Raw genomic sequence first — 18,225 nt, forward strand, 5'->3', positions numbered from 1 at the left:
GAAGGGCACGCGTGCGCGTGCCCTTCCAGGAGAAACGTTCCTTCAGTTGTTCGATGCGCCGTTCCCGACGGACGACGACGCGGATACCAGCCGATGCCGTGCCCGTCCCATGAGCTCCTCGCGCTCGTCCTCGGTCAGCCCGCCCCACACGCCGTACGGCTCTCTCACCGCGAGCGCGTGCGCCGCGCACTGCGCGCGCACCGGGCACCTCATACAGACCTCCTTGGCCGAGTTCTCGCGAGCGCTCCTCGCCGCACCGCGCTCGCCCTCCGGGTGGAAGAAGAGCGAGCTGTCCACCCCGCGACAGGCAGCCAGGAGCTGCCAGTCCCACAGGTCCGCGTTCGGTCCGGGAAGGCGGGAGAAATCTGCCATTGCGTGACCCCTTGCAGCCGTTATGGGCGGATACGGTGTCCACGACCGTACATCTACGATCTAAGGAGATGAAAATATGACTCATTGCGAATCTAGCCTCAGACACCTGGAAATGGGAAGAAAAGGGTCTGAATGGGGCATGGGTTGTGATGAAACGTTGTGGGTCCGCCGCGCATGTCTGCACCGTGTCCGGGCCCTCACGTAGAGTGCCGAAGACAGTGCGCAGCCCCGTAACTCTTTCGGGTGACCGTCGTTGAGAGTGCGGAGGCGGTTGAAACAACAAGTGCTCGGGCAGGCGTCCGAGACGGTCGACCGCACAGGTGACGATTTCGTACCAGCCTGGAGGCTCAAGGTGACGTGCATCAGCTGCGGAGGGCGGCCATGACATCCGTCCTCGTCTGCGACGACTCCCCGCTTGCCCGAGAGGCGCTCCGCCGCGCGGTCGCGACCGTGCCCGGCGTCGAGCGCGTGACGACCGCGGCCAACGGCGAGGAAGTCCTCCGCCGCTGGGGCGCGGACCGTTCGGACCTGATTCTGATGGACGTACGCATGCCCGGTCTGGGCGGCGTCGAGACCGTACGGCGACTGCTGTCCGCCGACCCCGGTGCGCGCATCATCATGCTCACCGTCGCGGAGGATCTGGACGGGGTCGCTCTCGCGGTGGCCGCCGGCGCGCGGGGGTATCTGCACAAGGACGCGTCCCGCGCGGAGCTGCGGGCGACCGTCACGCAGGCCCTTGCCGACCCGACCTGGCGGCTTGCCCCGCGGCGGCTCAGGTCCGCGGAGATGGGTGCGGCGCCGACTCTCACCGCGCGTGAGATCCAGGTGCTCGAAGGGATGAGCCACGGTCGGTCCAACGCGGAGATCGGGCGTGAGCTGTTCCTGTCCGAGGACACCGTGAAGACGCATGCCCGGCGGCTGTTCAAGAAGCTCGGGGCCTCGGACCGGGCGCATGCCGTGGCGCTCGGGTTCCGTTGGGGCCTGGTGCGCTGAGCATTCCGTCGCGTGACGTCGTAGTAAGGCTGCGGGTTGTTCGTGGCCGGTCGCGGCCACGCGGCGGCAGCCGCATATTGATGCAGTCCCGCGCCCCGTCGGGGCGCGGGTGCCGGTGCCCGATGCTTGTTTCGCGACGGATGCCGCATCCTTGAGATGTGGAGTCTCTCGGGGACGAGTCGGTCGAGCGGAAGGGGAGGGCGCAAGGGATGAGTTCCGGCGCACCTGCTCATAACGCTTCGGTGCACAACAACCAGCGCGATGCCGCGGATCCAACGACGCCAAGGCACCATGGACCGATGCGTGACGACGAGGCGGCTCATCCCCATGGGGCGATCGGCGCGCTCGTCCACAGCGCGGTGGAAGGGGACGAGCAGGCCACCCACGACCTGCTCGCCCATGTCCATCCGCTGGCCCTGCGCTACTGCCGCACCCGGCTGTCCCGTCTCCCCGGCGACGCCCGGCACTTCGTGGAGGACCTCGCGCAGGAGGTCTGTGTAGCCGTCCTCCTCGCCCTGCCGCGCTACCGGGACACCGGGCGCCCCTTCGAGGCGTTCGTCTTCGCCATCGCCGCGCACAAGGTCGCCGACCTGCAGCGCGCCGCGATGCGCCACCCCGGCTCCACAGCGGTCCCCTCGGACGAGATGCCCGAGCGGCCCGACGACTCCCTCGGCCCCGAGGAGCGGGCGCTGCTCAGCAGCGACGCCGAATGGGCCAAGAAGCTGCTGGCCAACCTCCCCGAGAACCAGCGCGAGCTGCTGTTGCTGCGCATCGCCGTGGGCTTGACGGCGGAGGAGACGGGTCAGATGTTGGGAATGTCACCCGGTGCGGTCCGTGTTGCCCAGCACCGGGCACTGAGCAGGCTGCGGGCGCTGGCGGAGCAGTAGTTCCTTCGTTGAACGGCCGGCGCGCCCTTTCCGTACGAACATACGAAGCCCGGAGTCGGTCCGAACCGTGGAATTTGCCACCCTTGCTTCCCGTTAGCATGGACATCCGCACCGATCAAGGCCATTTGGGGAAGGTGTCATGACTGCAAACGTCGACGGAGTGCCCGGTAAATTCGCGACGCTCGGGCTGACCTACGACGACGTGCTGCTGCTGCCGGGAGCGTCCGAGGTGCTCCCCAACGCGGTCGACACCTCGTCCCGCATCTCCCGCAACGTCCGGGTCAACATCCCGCTGCTCTCCGCGGCCATGGACAAGGTGACCGAGTCCCGCATGGCCATCGCGATGGCCCGCCTCGGCGGCGTCGGCGTGCTGCACCGCAACCTCTCCGTCGAGGACCAGGTCAACCAGGTCGACCTGGTGAAGCGGTCCGAGTCCGGCATGGTCACCGACCCGATCACGGTGCACCCGGAGGCGACCCTCGCCGAGGCCGACGCGCTGTGCGCCAAGTTCCGCATCAGCGGCGTCCCGGTCACCGACCCGGCCGGCAAGCTCCTCGGCATCGTCACCAACCGTGACATGGCCTTCGAGTCGGACCGCAGCCGTCAGGTGCGCGAGGTCATGACGCCGATGCCGCTGGTCACCGGCCAGGTCGGCATCTCCGGCGGCGAGGCGATGGAACTGCTGCGCCGCCACAAGATCGAGAAGCTTCCCCTGGTCGACGGCGCGGGCGTCCTCAGGGGCCTCATCACCGTCAAGGACTTCGTCAAGGCGGAGAAGTACCCGAACGCCGCCAAGGACTCCGAGGGCCGGCTGCTCGTCGGTGCCGCCGTCGGTGCCAGCCCCGAGGCCCTGGAGCGGGCCCAGGCGCTCGCCGAGGCCGGTGTGGACTTCCTGGTCGTCGACACCTCGCACGGCCACAACAGCAACGCCCTCAGCTGGATGTCCAAGATCAAGTCGAGTGTCGGCGTCGACGTGATCGGCGGCAATGTGGCCACCCGTGACGGCGCCCAGGCGCTGATCGACGCCGGTGTCGACGGCATCAAGGTCGGTGTCGGACCGGGCTCCATCTGTACGACCCGGGTCGTCGCCGGTATCGGCGTCCCGCAGGTCACCGCGATCTACGAGGCCTCCCTCGCCGCCCGCCCGGCGGGCATCCCGCTCATCGGTGACGGCGGCCTGCAGTACTCCGGCGACATCGGCAAGGCGCTCGCGGCCGGTGCCGACACCGTGATGCTGGGCTCGCTGCTCGCGGGCTGCGAGGAGTCGCCCGGCGAACTGCAGTTCATCAACGGCAAGCAGTTCAAGTCGTACCGCGGCATGGGCTCGCTCGGTGCCATGCAGTCCCGGGGCCAGGGCAAGTCGTACTCCAAGGACCGTTACTTCCAGGCCGAGATCTCCGCCGACGACAAGCTCGTGCCCGAGGGCATCGAGGGCCAGGTGCCCTACCGGGGCCCGCTGTCCAGCGTCCTGCACCAGCTCGTCGGCGGGCTGCGCCAGACCATGGGCTACGTGGGCGCGGCCACCATCGACGAGATGGAGTCCAAGGGCCGTTTCGTGCGGATCACCTCGGCGGGTCTGAAGGAGTCGCACCCGCACGACATCCAGATGACGGTCGAGGCGCCGAACTACAGCCGTAAGTGAGCCTTTGCTGAGAGCCACACGCGCGTGAGGGCGGTCCCGGAGCATCCGGGACCGCCCTTGTCGTACCCGTCGGGGATACTGGAAGACGCTGAACGCATCAGGGAAAGGCCACACATCGTGACTGAGATCGAGATCGGGCGCGGCAAGCGCGGCCGCCGGGCGTACGCCTTCGACGACATCGCCGTCGTCCCCAGCCGTCGTACGCGCGACCCGAAGGAGGTCTCGATCGCCTGGCAGATCGACGCCTATCGCTTCGAGCTGCCCTTCCTGGCCGCCCCCATGGACTCGGTCGTCTCCCCGGCCACCGCGATCCGCATCGGCGAGCTCGGCGGACTGGGCGTGCTGAACCTCGAAGGGCTGTGGACGCGGTACGAGGACCCGCAGCCGCTGCTCGACGAGATCGCCGGGCTGGACGTGGACGCCGCGACCCGCCGCCTCCAGGAGATCTACGCCGCTCCCATCAAGGAGGAGCTGATCGGGCAGCGCATCAAGGAGGTGCGCGACTCGGGCGTGGTCACCGCGGCCGCGCTCTCCCCGCAGCGCACGGCGCAGTTCTCCAAGGCCGTCGTGGACGCGGGCGTGGACATCTTCGTCATCCGCGGTACGACGGTCTCGGCGGAGCACGTCTCCGGTTCGCACGAGCCGCTGAACCTGAAGCAGTTCATCTACGAGCTCGACGTCCCGGTGATCGTCGGCGGCTGCGCCACGTACACCGCCGCCCTGCACCTGATGCGCACCGGCGCGGCGGGCGTCCTGGTCGGCTTCGGCGGCGGCGCGGCGCACACGACGCGGAACGTGCTGGGCATCCAGGTGCCGATGGCGACGGCGGTCGCGGATGTGGCCGCCGCCCGGCGTGACTACATGGACGAGTCCGGCGGCCGGTACGTGCATGTCATCGCCGACGGTGGCGTCGGCTGGTCCGGCGACCTCCCCAAGGCGATCGCCTGCGGTGCGGACGCCGTGATGATGGGCTCCCCGCTGGCCCGTGCCACGGACGCGCCGGGTCGCGGCCACCACTGGGGCATGGAGGCCGTCAACGAGGAGCTGCCGCGCGGCAAGAAGGTCGACCTCGGCACGGTCGGCACGATCGAGGAGGTCCTGGCGGGTCCGTCGCACATTCCCGACGGGTCCATGAACTTCTTCGGGGCGCTGCGGCGGGCGATGGCCACGACCGGGTACAGCGAGCTGAAGGAGTTCCAGCGCGTCGAGGTGACGGTGGCGGACTCGCAGCACAAGCGGTAGGCAGGGCTTACGGCGGCTTGAGGGCCGGTCATCCCGGGTGGGGTGGCCGGCCTTTTGCGTGCCCTGGGGTTTCGCGAGGCAGGCGGCGCGTGGGGTGGTGCGGGGGCGCGCGGTTGCGTTCGGGGTGGAAACGGGCTGGTGGGCGGGGTTGCGGGCGATAACGTCCGTATCGGCGCCCCAGGTTTCTGGAGCGCCCCCTTCCAAGGATTTGGTTCCGGACCCCGCTCCTCGGGGCCCGGCCCGATTTCCGACGGACCGTCTCACCGGGCTACTGGGCGGTGTCGTGGAAGGGGGCGCCGATGGGTCGCCACCGGAAGCCCACCCGCTGGGACCGGATCCGTCTTCGGATGGTGAAGTGCCGGAGGAGGTGGATCTTGCGGATTTTCGGATGGTGAGCGGCCGCCCCCACAGAAACTAGGGGCGGACACTCCGTGAACCATCCAGGAGCCTGCCGCAGTACCCGCTGCGGTGTGCTCCACCTAGTGGGTGTGATGGTGAGCGGCCGTCCCCATGCAACGTAGGGGCGGAAACTCCGTGATCCATCCACAAGCCTGCCACAGTGCTCGCTGCGGCCGACCCCACCTGTCTCCGTAAGGTACCCGCGCCGCGCCCCGCGTGCCACCAGCACCGGAGCCCGCCGCACCCACGCGCCCCCCTTCACAACCTGTGCGCCGCCCCCGTGGGCGTGGCCCCCCGCGTGTCCAGCAGCAGCTGGGCCTTCACCGACAGGCCCTGGAGGTCGTACGTCCGGTGCTGCTGGAGCAGGATCGTCAGGTCCGCGTCGGCCGCCGCCTCGTACAGGGAGTCCGCGCGGGGGACCGGGCGGTCCAGGACGCTCCAGGACGGGATGTGGGGGTCGTGGTAGCTGACGGCGGCGCCGAGTTCCATCAGGCGTACGGCGACCTCCTGGGCGGGGGTGCCCTGCTGGTCGGCGAGGTCGGGCTTGTAGGTGACGCCGAGCAGGAGGATGCGGGCGCCGCGCGCGGACTTGCCGTGCTCGTTGAGGAGGGCCGCCGCGCGCTGGACGACGTAACGGGGCATCTGGTCGTTGACCTGCCGGGCGAGTTCGACCATGCGCAGGATGCGGCCGCCGCCGGGGCTGCCGCCGGTCAGGTCGCGGGGGACCGCGTGGCCGCCGACGCCCGGGCCGGGACGGAAGGCCTGGAAGCCGAAGGGCTTGGTCTCCGCACAGCGGATGACATCCCACAGGTCGACGCCGAGGTCGTTGCAGAGGACGGCCATCTCGTTGACGAGGGCGATGTTGACGTGGCGGTAGTTGGTCTCCAAAAGCTGGACCGTCTCCGCCTCGCGCGTGCCACGCGCGCGTACCACCTTGTCGGTGAGGCGCGAGTAGAACGCGGCCGCCGATTCCGTGCACGCGGGCGTGAGGCCGCCGATCACCTTGGGGGTCGTGGCGGGAGTGAAGTCGCGGTTGCCGGGGTCGACCCGGGTGGGGGAGTAGGCGAGATGGAAGTCGCGGCCCGCGCGCAGGCCCGAGCCCTTTTCGAGGATCGGGCGCAGGAACTCCTCGGTGGTGCCCGGCGGTACGGGGGACTCCAGGATGACGGTGGTGTGCGGCCGCAGGTGCGCGCTCAGCGTGCGCGCGGCCGCCTCCACCTGGCTGAGGTCCAGGCCGCCGTCCGGGCTCGGCGGGGTCGGGGCGCAGATGACCGCCGTACGCACGCGGCCGAGTTCGGCGGGGCCCGCGGCTGTCCGGAAGCCCCCCGAGAGCATCCGGCGCAGTTCGGCAGGGCTGAGGGAGCCGGCCTCGGGCCCCGTGCGGTAGCCGAGGGTGGGGATGCCGGCGGCGACAGCGGCCTGGGCCAGGGGCAGTCCGTAGGGGCCGAGTCCGATCACGGCGAGATCTGCGGGCATGGCGTGGGCCGTCCTTCCCAATAACCGAAGCGGGACAGGTGCGCAAGCCCTGTGGACTGGACGAGCGAGCGCAATGTCAGACTAGGAGTAAATATGACCGATATATGGGATTGATTCCGTGTGTCTTCCTGCGGGGTTGTGGGCTCACGTGGCTTTCGGGGTACGCGGCGGTGAAAGTTATCCACAGGCTGAGGGGGACTGGTGGCCGAAGTCGGGCAAGCCGGTCAGAATTTGGGCACGGGTGGACATGTGTGAGACCAGCGCGACCGACAGCGGGAGGCAGTGGTGAGGACAGCGACACTGGGACCGGCACAACGTGCCGAGTCACTCGCATCAATGGCCGAGCGCGAACTGGACGTGCTGGTGGTGGGAGCCGGCGTGGTCGGCGCGGGCACCGCGCTCGACGCGGTGACCCGGGGTCTGTCCGTGGGCCTGGTCGAGGCGCGTGACTGGGCGTCGGGCACCTCCAGCCGTTCCAGCAAGCTGATCCACGGCGGCCTGCGCTATCTGGAGATGCTCGACTTCGCCCTCGTGCGCGAGGCGTTGAAGGAGCGCGGGCTGCTCCTTGAGCGGCTCGCCCCGCACCTCGTGAAGCCCGTGGCCTTCCTGTATCCCTTGCAGCACAAGGGCTGGGAGCGGTTGTACGCCGGCTCGGGCGTCGCGCTCTACGACGCGATGTCGATGGCCCGGGGACACGGCCGGGGTCTGCCCGCGCACCGGCATCTGAGCCACCGTCAGGCTCTGCGTGTCGCACCTGCCTTGCGCAAGGACGCCCTGGTCGGCGCGCTGCAGTACTACGACGCCCAGATGGACGACGCCCGCTTCGTGGCGACCCTCGTGCGCACCGCGACCGCCTACGGCGCGAAGACCGCCAACCGCGCGCGCGTGACCGGGTTCCTGCGCGAGGGCGAGCGCGTGGTCGGGGCGCGGGTGCAGGACGTCGAGGCGGGCGGGGAGTACGAGATCCACGCCAAGCAGCTCGTCAACGCGACCGGGGTGTGGACCGACGACACCCAGGCGATGGTCGGGGAGCGCGGGCAGTTCCACGTCCGCGCCTCCAAGGGCATCCACCTCGTCGTGCCCAAGGACCGCATCCACTCCTCGACCGGCCTGATCCTGCGCACCGAGAAGTCCGTGCTGTTCGTCATACCCTGGGGCCGGCACTGGATCATCGGCACCACCGACACCGACTGGGACCTCGACAAGGCGCATCCGGCCGCGTCCAGCGCCGACATCGACTATCTGCTGGAGCACGTGAACTCGGTGCTCGCGGTGCCGTTGACGCGGGACGACGTCCAGGGCGTGTACGCGGGCCTCAGGCCCCTGCTCGCCGGTGAGTCGGACGCCACCAGCAAACTCTCGCGCGAGCACACCGTGGCGCATCCGGTGCCGGGGCTCGTCGTGGTGGCCGGCGGCAAGTACACGACCTACCGGGTGATGGCCAAGGACGCCGTCGACGAGGCGGTGCACGCACTCGACGTACGGGTCGCCGAGTGCGTCACGGAGGACGTGCCGCTCCTCGGCGCCGAGGGATACCGGGCGCTGTGGAACGCGCGGGCGCGCATCGCGGCCCGCACCGGGCTCCATGTCGTCCGCGTCGAGCATCTGCTGAATCGCTACGGCGCCCTTGCGGAGGAAGTCCTCGACCTCATCGCCTCGGATCCCACCCTGGGCGAACCGCTCAAGGCCGCCGACGACTACCTGCGCGCCGAGATCGTGTACGCCGCCTCGCATGAGGGTGCGCGGCATCTGGACGATGTGCTGACCCGGCGTACCCGCATCTCCATCGAGACCTTCGACCGGGGCGTGCGCTCCGCCCGCGAGGCCGCCGAGCTGATGGCGCCGGTGCTCGGCTGGGACACGGACCAGATCGAGCGCGAGGTCGAGCACTACGAGAAGCGGGTGGAGGCGGAGCGGGAGTCGCAGCGGCAACCGGACGATCTGACGGCGGATGCGGCGCGGTTGGGTGCGCCGGACATCGTGGCGTTTTGAAGTGCTCGCCCTCGTAGACGGGATGGGGGAGATTCCTGCCTGCCCTGCGGTGGCGGGCGGTTCTGGTGGCAGGCGGTCTTGTACGTCGGCATCGTCACGGTGCGGCCGGCTTTACGGGTCGGCTTCACGGTCCGGTCCGGCCGGTCCGGTCTCGTCTGGTCCGGCTTGGTGCGGTGCGGTGCGGTGCGGTGCGGCGCGGCCCGGCCTGGCCCGGTCCGATCCGGCCAGATCACTGTCACTCGAACGAGTGTCGTGAGTCGGGATCTTCGTTCGGAACCCGGTCGTTCTACGAGGTGCGGGGGCAGAACTCGGCGGCGAGCAGGGCCGGTTCGAGGTCGGGTTCTGTGATCGCGGTCGTGTTCACGCGGAAGGTGAGGACGCGACGGCCGTCGATGGTGGCTGCGGTGCGCACGTAGCTGCCGGTGATACGGCCGTTGTGCCCCCACACCGTCGTGCCGCACGGCAGCCGCACCGGGAACAGACCCATGCCGTACAGGCCGTGTGCGGTGCGGGTGTCCATCATCTCGTGCAGCCAGTACGGGGACAGCAGCCGCCCGCCGAGCAGCGCCGTGTAGAAGCGGTCCAGATCGGCGAGCGTGGTCACCAGCTCGCCCGCGGCCCCGGCCACCCGCGGGTCGAGTGCGGTGACATCGGTCCCGTCGGCGGTGTAGGCGCGGCCGTGCGGGGAGGGCAGAGAGGTGCGTGAACCAGGGAAGGAGGTGCCCGTCAGACGCAGCGGGGCGATGATCCGCCGCTCGGCCTCGGTGGCGTAGGAGTCGCCGGTGACCTGCTGGATCACCATGCCGAGCACGACGTAGTTGGTGTTCGAGTAGGAGTAGCGGCCGGGGGCGGCCGGAGGGTGGGTGAGTGCGATACGGACGGCTTGAAGAGGAGTGAGGGGGACCAGACCCCGGGTGTCCGCGGTGAAGTCCTTCAGGCCGCTTGTGTGGGTGAGCAGGGCGCGCAAGGTAAGTGTGCGGCCGTCGTTGCCCGCCCCGTGCACCAGGCCGGGCAGGTGCTGCTCCACGGTGTCGGACAGCTTCAGCCGGTGTTCCGCGGCCAGTTGGAGCACGACCGTCGCGATGAAGCTCTTGGTGATGCTGCCGGCGCGGAAGTGGTCGGCGCGGGCGATTCCCGGGCCCGCCTCGGCGTAACGGGTGCCGCTCTGCTCCCGGGCCAGGAGCGCGGTGGCGGGAGCGCCGCCCTGCGCGATCAGTAGCGGGAGCAGCGCGTCCGAGGGCGCGGTGGAGGGCGCCGAGGAGGCCGCCGGGGCCAGGGCGAGCAGCGCCAGGGACACCGGGACGGCCAGCAGTGTCCGGAGCGGCGGCATGGCGGGTCCTTCCTTGTCTGGAGCCATCATGCAGGTCACGGGTGTGGAGGTGGGGAGTGGGGGCGGGCCTGGTCCGGGTTGTGGGGGGTGCGGGCCGGTGCGCTGTTGCCGAGCCGGCGACCTGTCTCCTGTCGTGCCCTCTGCCGTGTCGTCGAAATCGGGGTGCTGTGGTGCCGTTGCGCCGGAGGCCGGGCGTCGGTGGGTGTCACGGGTTCGCGGGGGCTGCACGGCGAGGAGTTGTGCGCGGTGAGTGGATCTCCGGGGCGCGGGGGCCGTGGGCTGAAGGCGGTCTGTGGGGTGAGGGGCCGTAGGCGGGCGGTAGCTGTGTGTTGAGGGGGGTGTGGGCCGACGCGATCGGTGGGCCGATGTCGCCGGGGCGGTGCCGCGGGTGAGTCGACGCCGGGGGCACCCTGGGCGTCGGGCACTTGTCGGGTGAGGGACAATGGAGGCTCGGTCAGGGCGGGTTCATGAGGGGACGCATGTCGGACGCGGAGCGGGCGGGAGCATCCCGGCAGGACGAGAGCAAGCGTCTCCTCGCCGGGCGGTACCGGCTGGGAGGAGTACTCGGCCGCGGTGGCATGGGCACGGTGTGGCGCGCCGAGGACGAGACTCTGGGCAGGACGGTGGCCGTCAAGGAACTGCGGTTCCCGTCCAGTATCGACGAGGACGAGAAGCGCCGGCTGATCACGCGCACGCTGCGGGAAGCCAAGGCGATCGCGCGGATCCGCAACAACAGCGCGGTGACCGTGTTCGACGTGGTCGAGGAGGACGACCGGCCGTGGATCGTGATGGAGCTCGTCGAGGGCAAGTCGCTCGCCGAGGTCATCCGGGAGGACGGCCTGCTGGAGCCGAAGCGGGCGGCGGAGGTCGGCCTCGCGATACTCGACGTGCTCAGGTCCGCGCACCGCGAGGGCATCCTGCACCGTGACGTGAAGCCGTCCAACGTGCTGATCTCCGAGGACGGCCGGGTCGTGCTCACCGACTTCGGCATCGCCCAGGTCGAGGGCGACCCGTCCATCACCTCCACCGGCATGCTCGTCGGTGCGCCCTCCTACATCTCCCCGGAGCGGGCCCGCGGGCACAAGCCGGGCCCCGCGGCCGATCTGTGGTCGCTCGGTGGGCTGTTGTACGCGGCGGTCGAAGGTGCTCCGCCGTACGACAAGGGGTCCGCGATCGCGACGCTCACGGCGGTGATGACCGAGCCGCTGGAGGAGCCGAAGAACGCGGGGCCCTTGAAGGAAGTCATCTACGGACTGCTCACCAAGGACCCCGCCCAGCGGCTGGACGACGGTGGCGCCCGGGCCATGCTCTCCGACGTGATCCACGCGCCCGAGCCGAAGGCGGCCGAGCCGGAGCCGCCGGCGGACGCGACCAGGGTGGTGCCGTTGCCGGCACAGCCGGAGGAGCGTGCGGGCGGTTCCGGTGGCAGACGCGGTGAGCGGGAGGGACTGCGCGGGGCGCTGCGTTCCGTGCGGAAGGCCGCGGGGGCGGCGGCGACTTCCGCGGCCGCGTCTCGGGCCAAGTCCGGGAGCAGTTCTGCGGGTTCGGCGAGTTCTACTGGTTCGGTGGGCCCGGCGGGTTCGGGTGCCGGGAAGGTGCCCGCTCAGGCTTCCGAAGCCTCTGCGGCTTCTGCGGCCGCCCCTGTTTCTTCTGCCTCCGCGGCTGCCCCGGCCTCCTCGGCATCTTCGGCTTCCCAGGCTTCCCCCGCTTCCCCCGCTTCTCAGGGGAAGGGCGCGGCGACTGTGTCGGCGGCGGCTTCGAGTGGGGCCGCCGCGGTTCGGGACGGGAAGACGCAGCAGTCCGACGCGGTCTCGGACGGGCGGAGTTCGGGGTGGCCCGTGATGACGCCCCCGCCGGATCTGGCGCCGAGGCAGGTCCCCAGGGCGCCGCTGACCGACGTGGTGCCGCGGCGGACGCTGGTGATCATCGCGGTGGTCGTGGTGCTCGCGGTCATCGGTACCGTACTGGCCCTCACGCTCGGAGGGGACGACAGCACCGACGGCGCCAAGAGCGGCGGCACCAAGGTGACGGCGGGCGCGAGCGCCAGTGCCGACACCAAGGAGGACGAGAGCGGGGGTACCCAGACCGACGGGGCCGCCACCGAGTCCGCCTCTTCCCAGACCGGAGCGGGGGCCGCGAACTCGCCTGGTGCCCAGGAGAGCGGCGGGAGTTCGGAGGGTTCCTCCGGCTCGGGCGACTCGTCCGACGACAGTGCGGTGGCCTCGACGTACAAGGGGAGCCAGGGGTACTCGATCGGGCTGCCGGAGGGGTGGAAGTTCCAGACCTCCAGCTCCGCGGGCGACCGGTTCACCGGGCCCGGCGGGCAGAAGCTGCTCGTCGCCTGGACCACCACGCCCAAGGGCGACCCGGTGGCGGACTGGGAGAACCAGGAGCGGAGCATGGGCCGCTCGCAGTACACGAAGATCCGAATAGAGAAGGTGGACTACCGGAGCTGGAACACGGCCGACTGGGAGTTCACCTATGTGGAGAGCGGGACGAAGTACCGGACGATCGACCGTGGATTCGTCGTCAACGACCATCTCGGATATGCGCTGATGTACACGGCGAAAGCCGCGAACTGGGGCACCGAGCTGCGCAAGGACACATGGCAGACGCTCGCTCGTACCTTCGAACCGAAGTCGTGACGTGCTGTTCGGGGCGCGGTCCTGGGTTTGGGCCGTGAGATCTGGAAATCCCCTCTTTGCGGGTTGCCTCCGGCACGTATCGTGAGTGTTTGCGGACCGTCCGCATCCAGGTATGGGTACGGAACGGGCCGTGTGGCGAACGGAATTGACCAACCGGGCGGCCGGGGGAGGCAACGTGGACGACTATGCGGGTCGGGTGCTCGCCGACCGCTACCGCCTGCCGCTGCCTCCGTCCGACGAGTACGAACTCACCGAGACCCGCGCCTTCGACACCTACAGCGGTCAGGAAGTCCTGGTCAGGCAGGTGCCGTTGCCCGAGGTCGTCGAGGCGGAGGTGCTCGACGCGGAGGGACTGCCGGACGGGTTCACGGCCCGGGATCCCCGGGGCGCGCGGCGGAGTCCGGGGCGGAGCGGTACGCGCCGGCCGACGGAACCTGCCGTGCGGCGGGCCGTCGAGGCCGCGCAGGCCGCCGCCCGAATACCCGACCACCCACGGCTCGACCAGGTCTTCGACGTGTTCGCCGAGGGTGGTTCGCTGTGGATCGTGAGTGAACTGGTGGCCGCGCGGCCACTCGCGGCGCTGCTCGCCGAGAAGCCGCTGACGCCGTACCGGGCGGCCGAGGTCGCCTCCGACGTGCTCATGGCGCTACGGGTGCTGCACGCCCACGGCTGGGTGCACCGCAACATCACCGCCCGCACGGTACTTGTCTGCGACGACGGCCGGGTCATGCTGACCGGCCTCGCGGTCGGAGCGGCCGAGGAAGCCCTGTGCGGGTACGACCCGGTGCCGGCCGAGGCGGGTGAATGGGGCGCCGGGGGCGGGGAGTTCGGCGCCGGTACGGACACCGGTGGAGTCGGCGGCCTCGGCGGGCCCCGTGAGTCCTCGGGTGCGGTCGACGGGCGTGGCGGGGCAGGCAGTTACGGAGTGCCCGGGCGAACGGCGGGCGTTCCCGGTGGAATTGGCGGAGTCGACGGGCGTGGGGGACCTGGTGGCCACGGGGTCCCCGGACAGTCCTCGGGTGCGGCCGGGGAGTTCGGTGTCGTGGGCAGGTCCGGCGTCGCCGGGGTGTCCGGTGGAGCAGGCGGTAAGGGGTCGGGGGGTACCGGCGGCGGACGTACGGCTCTCGGGTCCGGTGGGCCCGGTGGGTCCGGTGCGGCCTTCGGGCTCGGCGGGGCCCAAGGCGCCGGACCGGGCACGGGACTTGGCCCCGGGGGCGCGGTAGGCATCGGTGCGGGCGATCCCGATCCTGAGGCCGCGCGGCGGGCCGCGATCGAGGCGCGGGAGGCCCGTGGGCTGCCCAGTGCCGGGGTGGAGCCGGCGAACGGAACTGAGTCCTCGGCGGCCGTCGTGCGACGGGAGGCGGACGGCGGCACGGACATCCGGGCGGCGCGGGCCGGTGCGATCGCCGCGTATCGCGCGGGCGCGCGAGCGGCGGCCCGGGTCCAGGAAGCGCAGAACGGCCGGGCGGCCCTTCCCGGAGCCCGCCCCGCACCGGAGGGCGACACCGCCGCACGAACATACGGCGGCCCCCCGCCCGCACAGACCGACAGCAGGCCGTACCCGTCGGCCAACGGCGCGGCCCAGCCGTACCCTTCGGCTGACGGTACGGCCGAGTCGCCGTATCCCTCCCCGGAGGGCACGAGTCAGTCGCCGTATCTCTCGGCGAACGGTACGACTCAGTCGACGTACCCCCCGGCCGACGGCATGGCCCGACCCCCGTATCCGACCGGGAACGGTGTCGAGCACGTGCCCGGTGCCGTGCCGTCGGGGCGGATGACCGATTCCTATGGCGTGCGCCCCGCCTCCTGGCACGGGGCCGCGCCGCGCGGTGGGGTCGGCGGGGTGTCGGACGCGGGCGCGGCGCCCTCGGACGACGGGCAGGTGCCCGCACCCGGGACCGCGTCCGGCGTCGGACAGGGAGTCTCCGCCCCCGCCCGCTGGGACGACCTCACCCCCGTCAGCGCGCCTCGCCGCGGTCCCGCCACCGCGCTCGCCGCCGAGCGGGCCAGGCAGGCGCGGATGGCCGTGGTGGGGCCCGTCACCGAGAGGTGGGCGCCGGAGCAGGCCGGTCCGGTGCACGAGAACTGGCAGCTCGCCGCGCCCATCGGGCCCGCGACCGACCTGTGGGCGCTCGGGGCGCTGCTCTTCCGGGCCGTACAAGGGCATGCGCCCTACCCCGAGGAGTCGACGGCCGAGCTGGTGCAGCTGGTGTGTGCCGAGCCGCCCGCCTTCGCGGAGGAGTGCGGGTCGCTCAGGCCGGTCGTGGAGTCGCTGCTGCGGCAGGACCCCACCGAGCGGCTGGAGTTCGAGGAACTGCGCGGCTGGCTGCGGTCGCTGGTGCGGACCGCGCCCGAGCCGGAGGCCGGCGCGCATATCGTCGCCGCACCGCCCGTCGACACGAGCCGGCTGCCGATCGTGCGGCGCCGGGGCGAGTTGGTGCGCAGGAGGCGCGCCGGGCTGCCCGCGACCAGCGCGCACGGACGGCACAAGCGGGCCAGCAAGGACGCGGCGACTTCGCCGCGCCGCCTCGGCCGCAATCTGCTGCTGCTCATCCTGCTGGTGATGGCCGCGGCGATCGCGTACGCCATGTACTTCATGCCGAAGGCGGGCTCCGACGACGACGGCGCCGCCCAGGAGACCGGTGCCACCGGTCAGGCCGGTGCCACCAATCAGGCCGGCCCGGCGCAGTCGCCGGAGGCCGGCAGTGAGCCCCGGCCCGAGCAGACCACTCCCGAGGCGTCGCGGTCCAGCGGTGCCGCCGAGACACAGACCGCCGGGCCCGAGGTCGCCGACGGTTTCACCCTGCGCACGGACACTGAGGGCTTCAAGGTCGCGGTGGCCAACGGCTGGGACCGCACCCCCAGGAACGGCCGCGGTCAGGTGGTCTACTCGCAGGGCGACTTCGAGCTGATCGTCGTACCGGGGCGGGACACCGCGGCCGCGAACGGCAGCGATCCGATGGTCTATCAGCGCGAGAAGGAGCCCGAGCTGCAGCCGTACCGCGACTCCAGCTGGGCGACCGCCACCGGGCTCAAGTCGATCCAGGTGGGCACCAGGAGCATGGCCGAGGGGCAGTTCACCTGGACCGGCGACGACGGGCGCGAGCTGTACGTACGCAATCTGGCGATCCTGGTCGGCGGGAAGTACCACGTGCTCCAGGTGCGCGGCCCGGAGGCGGAGCGGGACGAGGTGACCCGGCTGTACGAGCAGGCGCAGGCGACCTATCAGGTCACCGGCTGACGTACGTCGGCCGCAGCGGAACGGTTCACTCTCGCTTCACAGATGCGACAACCGTCACAGTGCGGTCTCCTTGACGCTCCCCTGGTTCCCCTCGGAGCGGCCCGGTCCTTAGTCTGACTGGGTCAAGAGCATTGCGGGGAAACGTGAATCAGATGCAGGGCACGCTCCTGGCGGGGCGCTACCGGCTCGCCGACCCGATAGGCAAGGGCGGCATGGGCCAGGTCTGGCGTGCCCATGATGAGGTGCTGCACCGGGCCGTGGCGATCAAGGAGTTGACCGCCGCGCTCTACGTTTCCGAGAGCGATCAGGCCGTGCTGCTCGCCCGGACCCGCGCCGAGGCGCGCGCGGCCGCCCGGATCAACCACTCGGCCGTCGTCACCGTGCACGACGTGCTCGACCACGACGGCCGGCCCTGGATCGTGATGGAGCTGGTCGAGGGCCGCTCGCTGGCCGACGCGGTCAAGGAGGACGGCCGGGTCGAGGCGCGCGAGGCGGCCCGGATCGGGCTGTGGGTGCTGCGGGCCCTGCGCGCCGCGCACTCGGCGGGGGTGCTGCACCGGGACATCAAGCCCGGCAACGTCCTCCTCGCCCAGGACGGCCGCGTTCTGCTCACTGACTTCGGCATCGCCCAGATCGAGGGCGACACCACCATCACCCGTACCGGAGAGGTCGTCGGCTCGGTCGACTACCTCGCCCCCGAGCGGGTCCGCGGCGCCGACCCCGGTCCGTCTGCCGACCTGTGGGCGCTCGGCGCCACGCTGTACACGGCGGTCGAGGGGCAGTCGCCGTTCCGCCGTACGACCCCGCTGACCACCATGCAGGCCGTTGTCGACGAGGAGCCCGCCGAGCCGCGCAACGCCGGCCCGCTCGGGCCCGTCATCGCCGCGCTGCTGCACAAGGACCCCGACGTACGGCCCGACGCGGCCGAGGCCGAGCAGATGCTCGCCGAGGCGGCGGAGGGGCGGCGGTCGAACGCGGCACAGGCGTATGTGCCGACGCAACATGTGGGCCCCCGCTATGAGCCAGGGGCGCAGAGTGGATCGCACACCTACCCCGCCTCCTTCAGCGGATCGCACAGCGGATCCCACGGTGGGTTCAACACACCGCCCACCGGCGCGTCGCACACCGGTACGCCGCCCACCGGTACTCCCTTCACTGGCACGCCGTACGGGTACGCGTCGGGGCCGAACGCGCCGTACTCCTCGGCGCCCGGCCCCTCGTACGCCCTGGACGGTGGCGCCACGACCATCGGGCCCCGGCACCACAACGGCAGCGGGCCCCCGCCGGCCGCCCCGCCCAAGCGCCGTCGGCTGCGTTCCCTCGCGCTCGTGGTCGTGCTCGCCGCGCTCGTCAGTGCCGGTACCGTGATCGGGCTGCAGACGTGGGGCGAAAGCCGGGACACGGGAGGCACGGTCGACTCGTCCAGCCCGTCGAGCTCGTCGAGCCCCTCGCCCAGCAGCAAGCCGACGGCGGGCGCGGGAGGCGTTCCGGCCGGCTGGGTCGAGCGCCACGATCCTGTGGGCTTCAGCGTCTATCTGCCCAAGGGCTGGGAGCGGTCGGTCTTCGGGACCCCGGCCGACGGTCTGACCCAGGTCGACTACTCGCCGGACGAGGGCAAGCACTTCATCCGTATCTCGGTAGACACCTCGCCGGACTTCGTCGATCCCTATGAACACCAGCTTGATCTGGAGCAGCAGATCAAGAAGCTCAGCAACTACGAGCGCGTGAGCATGGACCAGAACACCTACCGGGACCGGCCGGGCGCCCGGTGGGAGTACACCTGGACCGCGCTGGCGAAGGACACGGTGTTCCCCGGGCCGCGCCGGGCCGTGGAGGAGACGTACATCTCCCGGGACGGCGCCGAGTACGCGATCTACATGTCGGCGCCGGTGGAGAGCTGGCCGACCACCAGCGAACAGTTCACGACGGTGCTCCAGAGCTGGAACGAGTCGAGCGGCTGACGGAGTTGGCCGGTCACCGCCCCGGAGGGGCGGCGTCCGCTGCGG

General features: G+C 71.0%; 11 protein-coding genes. 8 read left to right on the forward strand and 3 right to left on the reverse strand.

Annotated features, from left to right (window positions below; all coding sequences use genetic code 11):
• Positions 1-42: 42 nt before the first annotated feature.
• Positions 43-372, reverse strand: coding sequence for a WhiB family transcriptional regulator (locus tag ACI2L1_RS15260; RefSeq protein WP_404739791.1), 330 nt, complete (start codon positions 370-372; stop codon positions 43-45).
• A gap of 381 nt (positions 373-753) precedes the next feature.
• Here ACI2L1_RS15260 and ACI2L1_RS15265 point away from each other — a divergent pair, with 381 nt between their 5' ends.
• From ACI2L1_RS15265 to ACI2L1_RS15280, 4 genes are all read left to right on the forward strand, one after another.
• Positions 754-1,365, forward strand: a complete 612-nt coding sequence (locus ACI2L1_RS15265; protein ID WP_003948568.1) for a response regulator transcription factor — start codon at positions 754-756, stop codon at positions 1,363-1,365.
• A 299-nt stretch (positions 1,366-1,664) separates the two neighbouring features.
• Positions 1,665-2,252, forward strand: a complete 588-nt coding sequence (locus tag ACI2L1_RS15270; RefSeq protein WP_007384137.1) for a sigma-70 family RNA polymerase sigma factor — start codon at positions 1,665-1,667, stop codon at positions 2,250-2,252.
• Positions 2,253-2,391: 139 nt separating this feature from the next.
• A complete protein-coding gene (guaB, locus tag ACI2L1_RS15275; protein WP_404739792.1) occupies positions 2,392-3,894 on the forward strand; it encodes an IMP dehydrogenase in 1,503 nt (500 codons plus the stop codon).
• 117 nt (positions 3,895-4,011) lie between these two features.
• Complete coding sequence (locus ACI2L1_RS15280; protein WP_062047598.1) at positions 4,012-5,136, forward strand: GuaB3 family IMP dehydrogenase-related protein; 1,125 nt, start codon at positions 4,012-4,014, stop codon at positions 5,134-5,136.
• 657 nt (positions 5,137-5,793) lie between these two features.
• Here the strand turns inward: ACI2L1_RS15280 and ACI2L1_RS15285 are convergent.
• Positions 5,794-7,011: a nucleotide sugar dehydrogenase gene (locus ACI2L1_RS15285; protein ID WP_404739793.1), complete on the reverse strand. Its 1,218-nt coding sequence runs from the start codon at positions 7,009-7,011 to the stop codon at positions 5,794-5,796.
• A gap of 285 nt (positions 7,012-7,296) precedes the next feature.
• Between ACI2L1_RS15285 and ACI2L1_RS15290 the strand changes: the two genes are divergently transcribed.
• Positions 7,297-9,003 (forward strand): glycerol-3-phosphate dehydrogenase/oxidase, encoded by a 1,707-nt coding sequence (locus tag ACI2L1_RS15290; RefSeq protein WP_404739794.1) that lies wholly within the window; start codon positions 7,297-7,299, stop codon positions 9,001-9,003.
• A 286-nt stretch (positions 9,004-9,289) separates the two neighbouring features.
• On the opposite strand, the gene ACI2L1_RS15295 is transcribed toward ACI2L1_RS15290, so the two are convergent.
• Positions 9,290-10,333 (reverse strand): serine hydrolase domain-containing protein, encoded by a 1,044-nt coding sequence (locus tag ACI2L1_RS15295; protein WP_404739795.1) that lies wholly within the window; start codon positions 10,331-10,333, stop codon positions 9,290-9,292.
• A 479-nt stretch (positions 10,334-10,812) separates the two neighbouring features.
• On the opposite strand from ACI2L1_RS15295, the gene ACI2L1_RS15300 reads away from it, so the two are divergent.
• The 3 genes from ACI2L1_RS15300 (at position 10,813) to ACI2L1_RS15310 (ending at position 18,180) form a co-directional block, all read left to right on the forward strand.
• Entirely contained in the window at positions 10,813-12,978 is a 2,166-nt protein-coding gene (locus ACI2L1_RS15300) for a serine/threonine-protein kinase (RefSeq protein WP_404739796.1), read from the forward strand.
• A 175-nt stretch (positions 12,979-13,153) separates the two neighbouring features.
• Positions 13,154-16,219, forward strand: coding sequence for a protein kinase (locus ACI2L1_RS15305; RefSeq protein WP_404739797.1), 3,066 nt, complete (start codon positions 13,154-13,156; stop codon positions 16,217-16,219).
• Between the two features lie 152 nt (positions 16,220-16,371).
• Positions 16,372-18,180 (forward strand): protein kinase, encoded by a 1,809-nt coding sequence (locus tag ACI2L1_RS15310; protein ID WP_404739798.1) that lies wholly within the window; start codon positions 16,372-16,374, stop codon positions 18,178-18,180.
• Positions 18,181-18,225: the final 45 nt, after the last annotated feature.

Source organism: Streptomyces sp. NPDC019531, from assembly GCF_044903305.1.
Classification (GTDB): domain Bacteria; phylum Actinomycetota; class Actinomycetes; order Streptomycetales; family Streptomycetaceae; genus Streptomyces.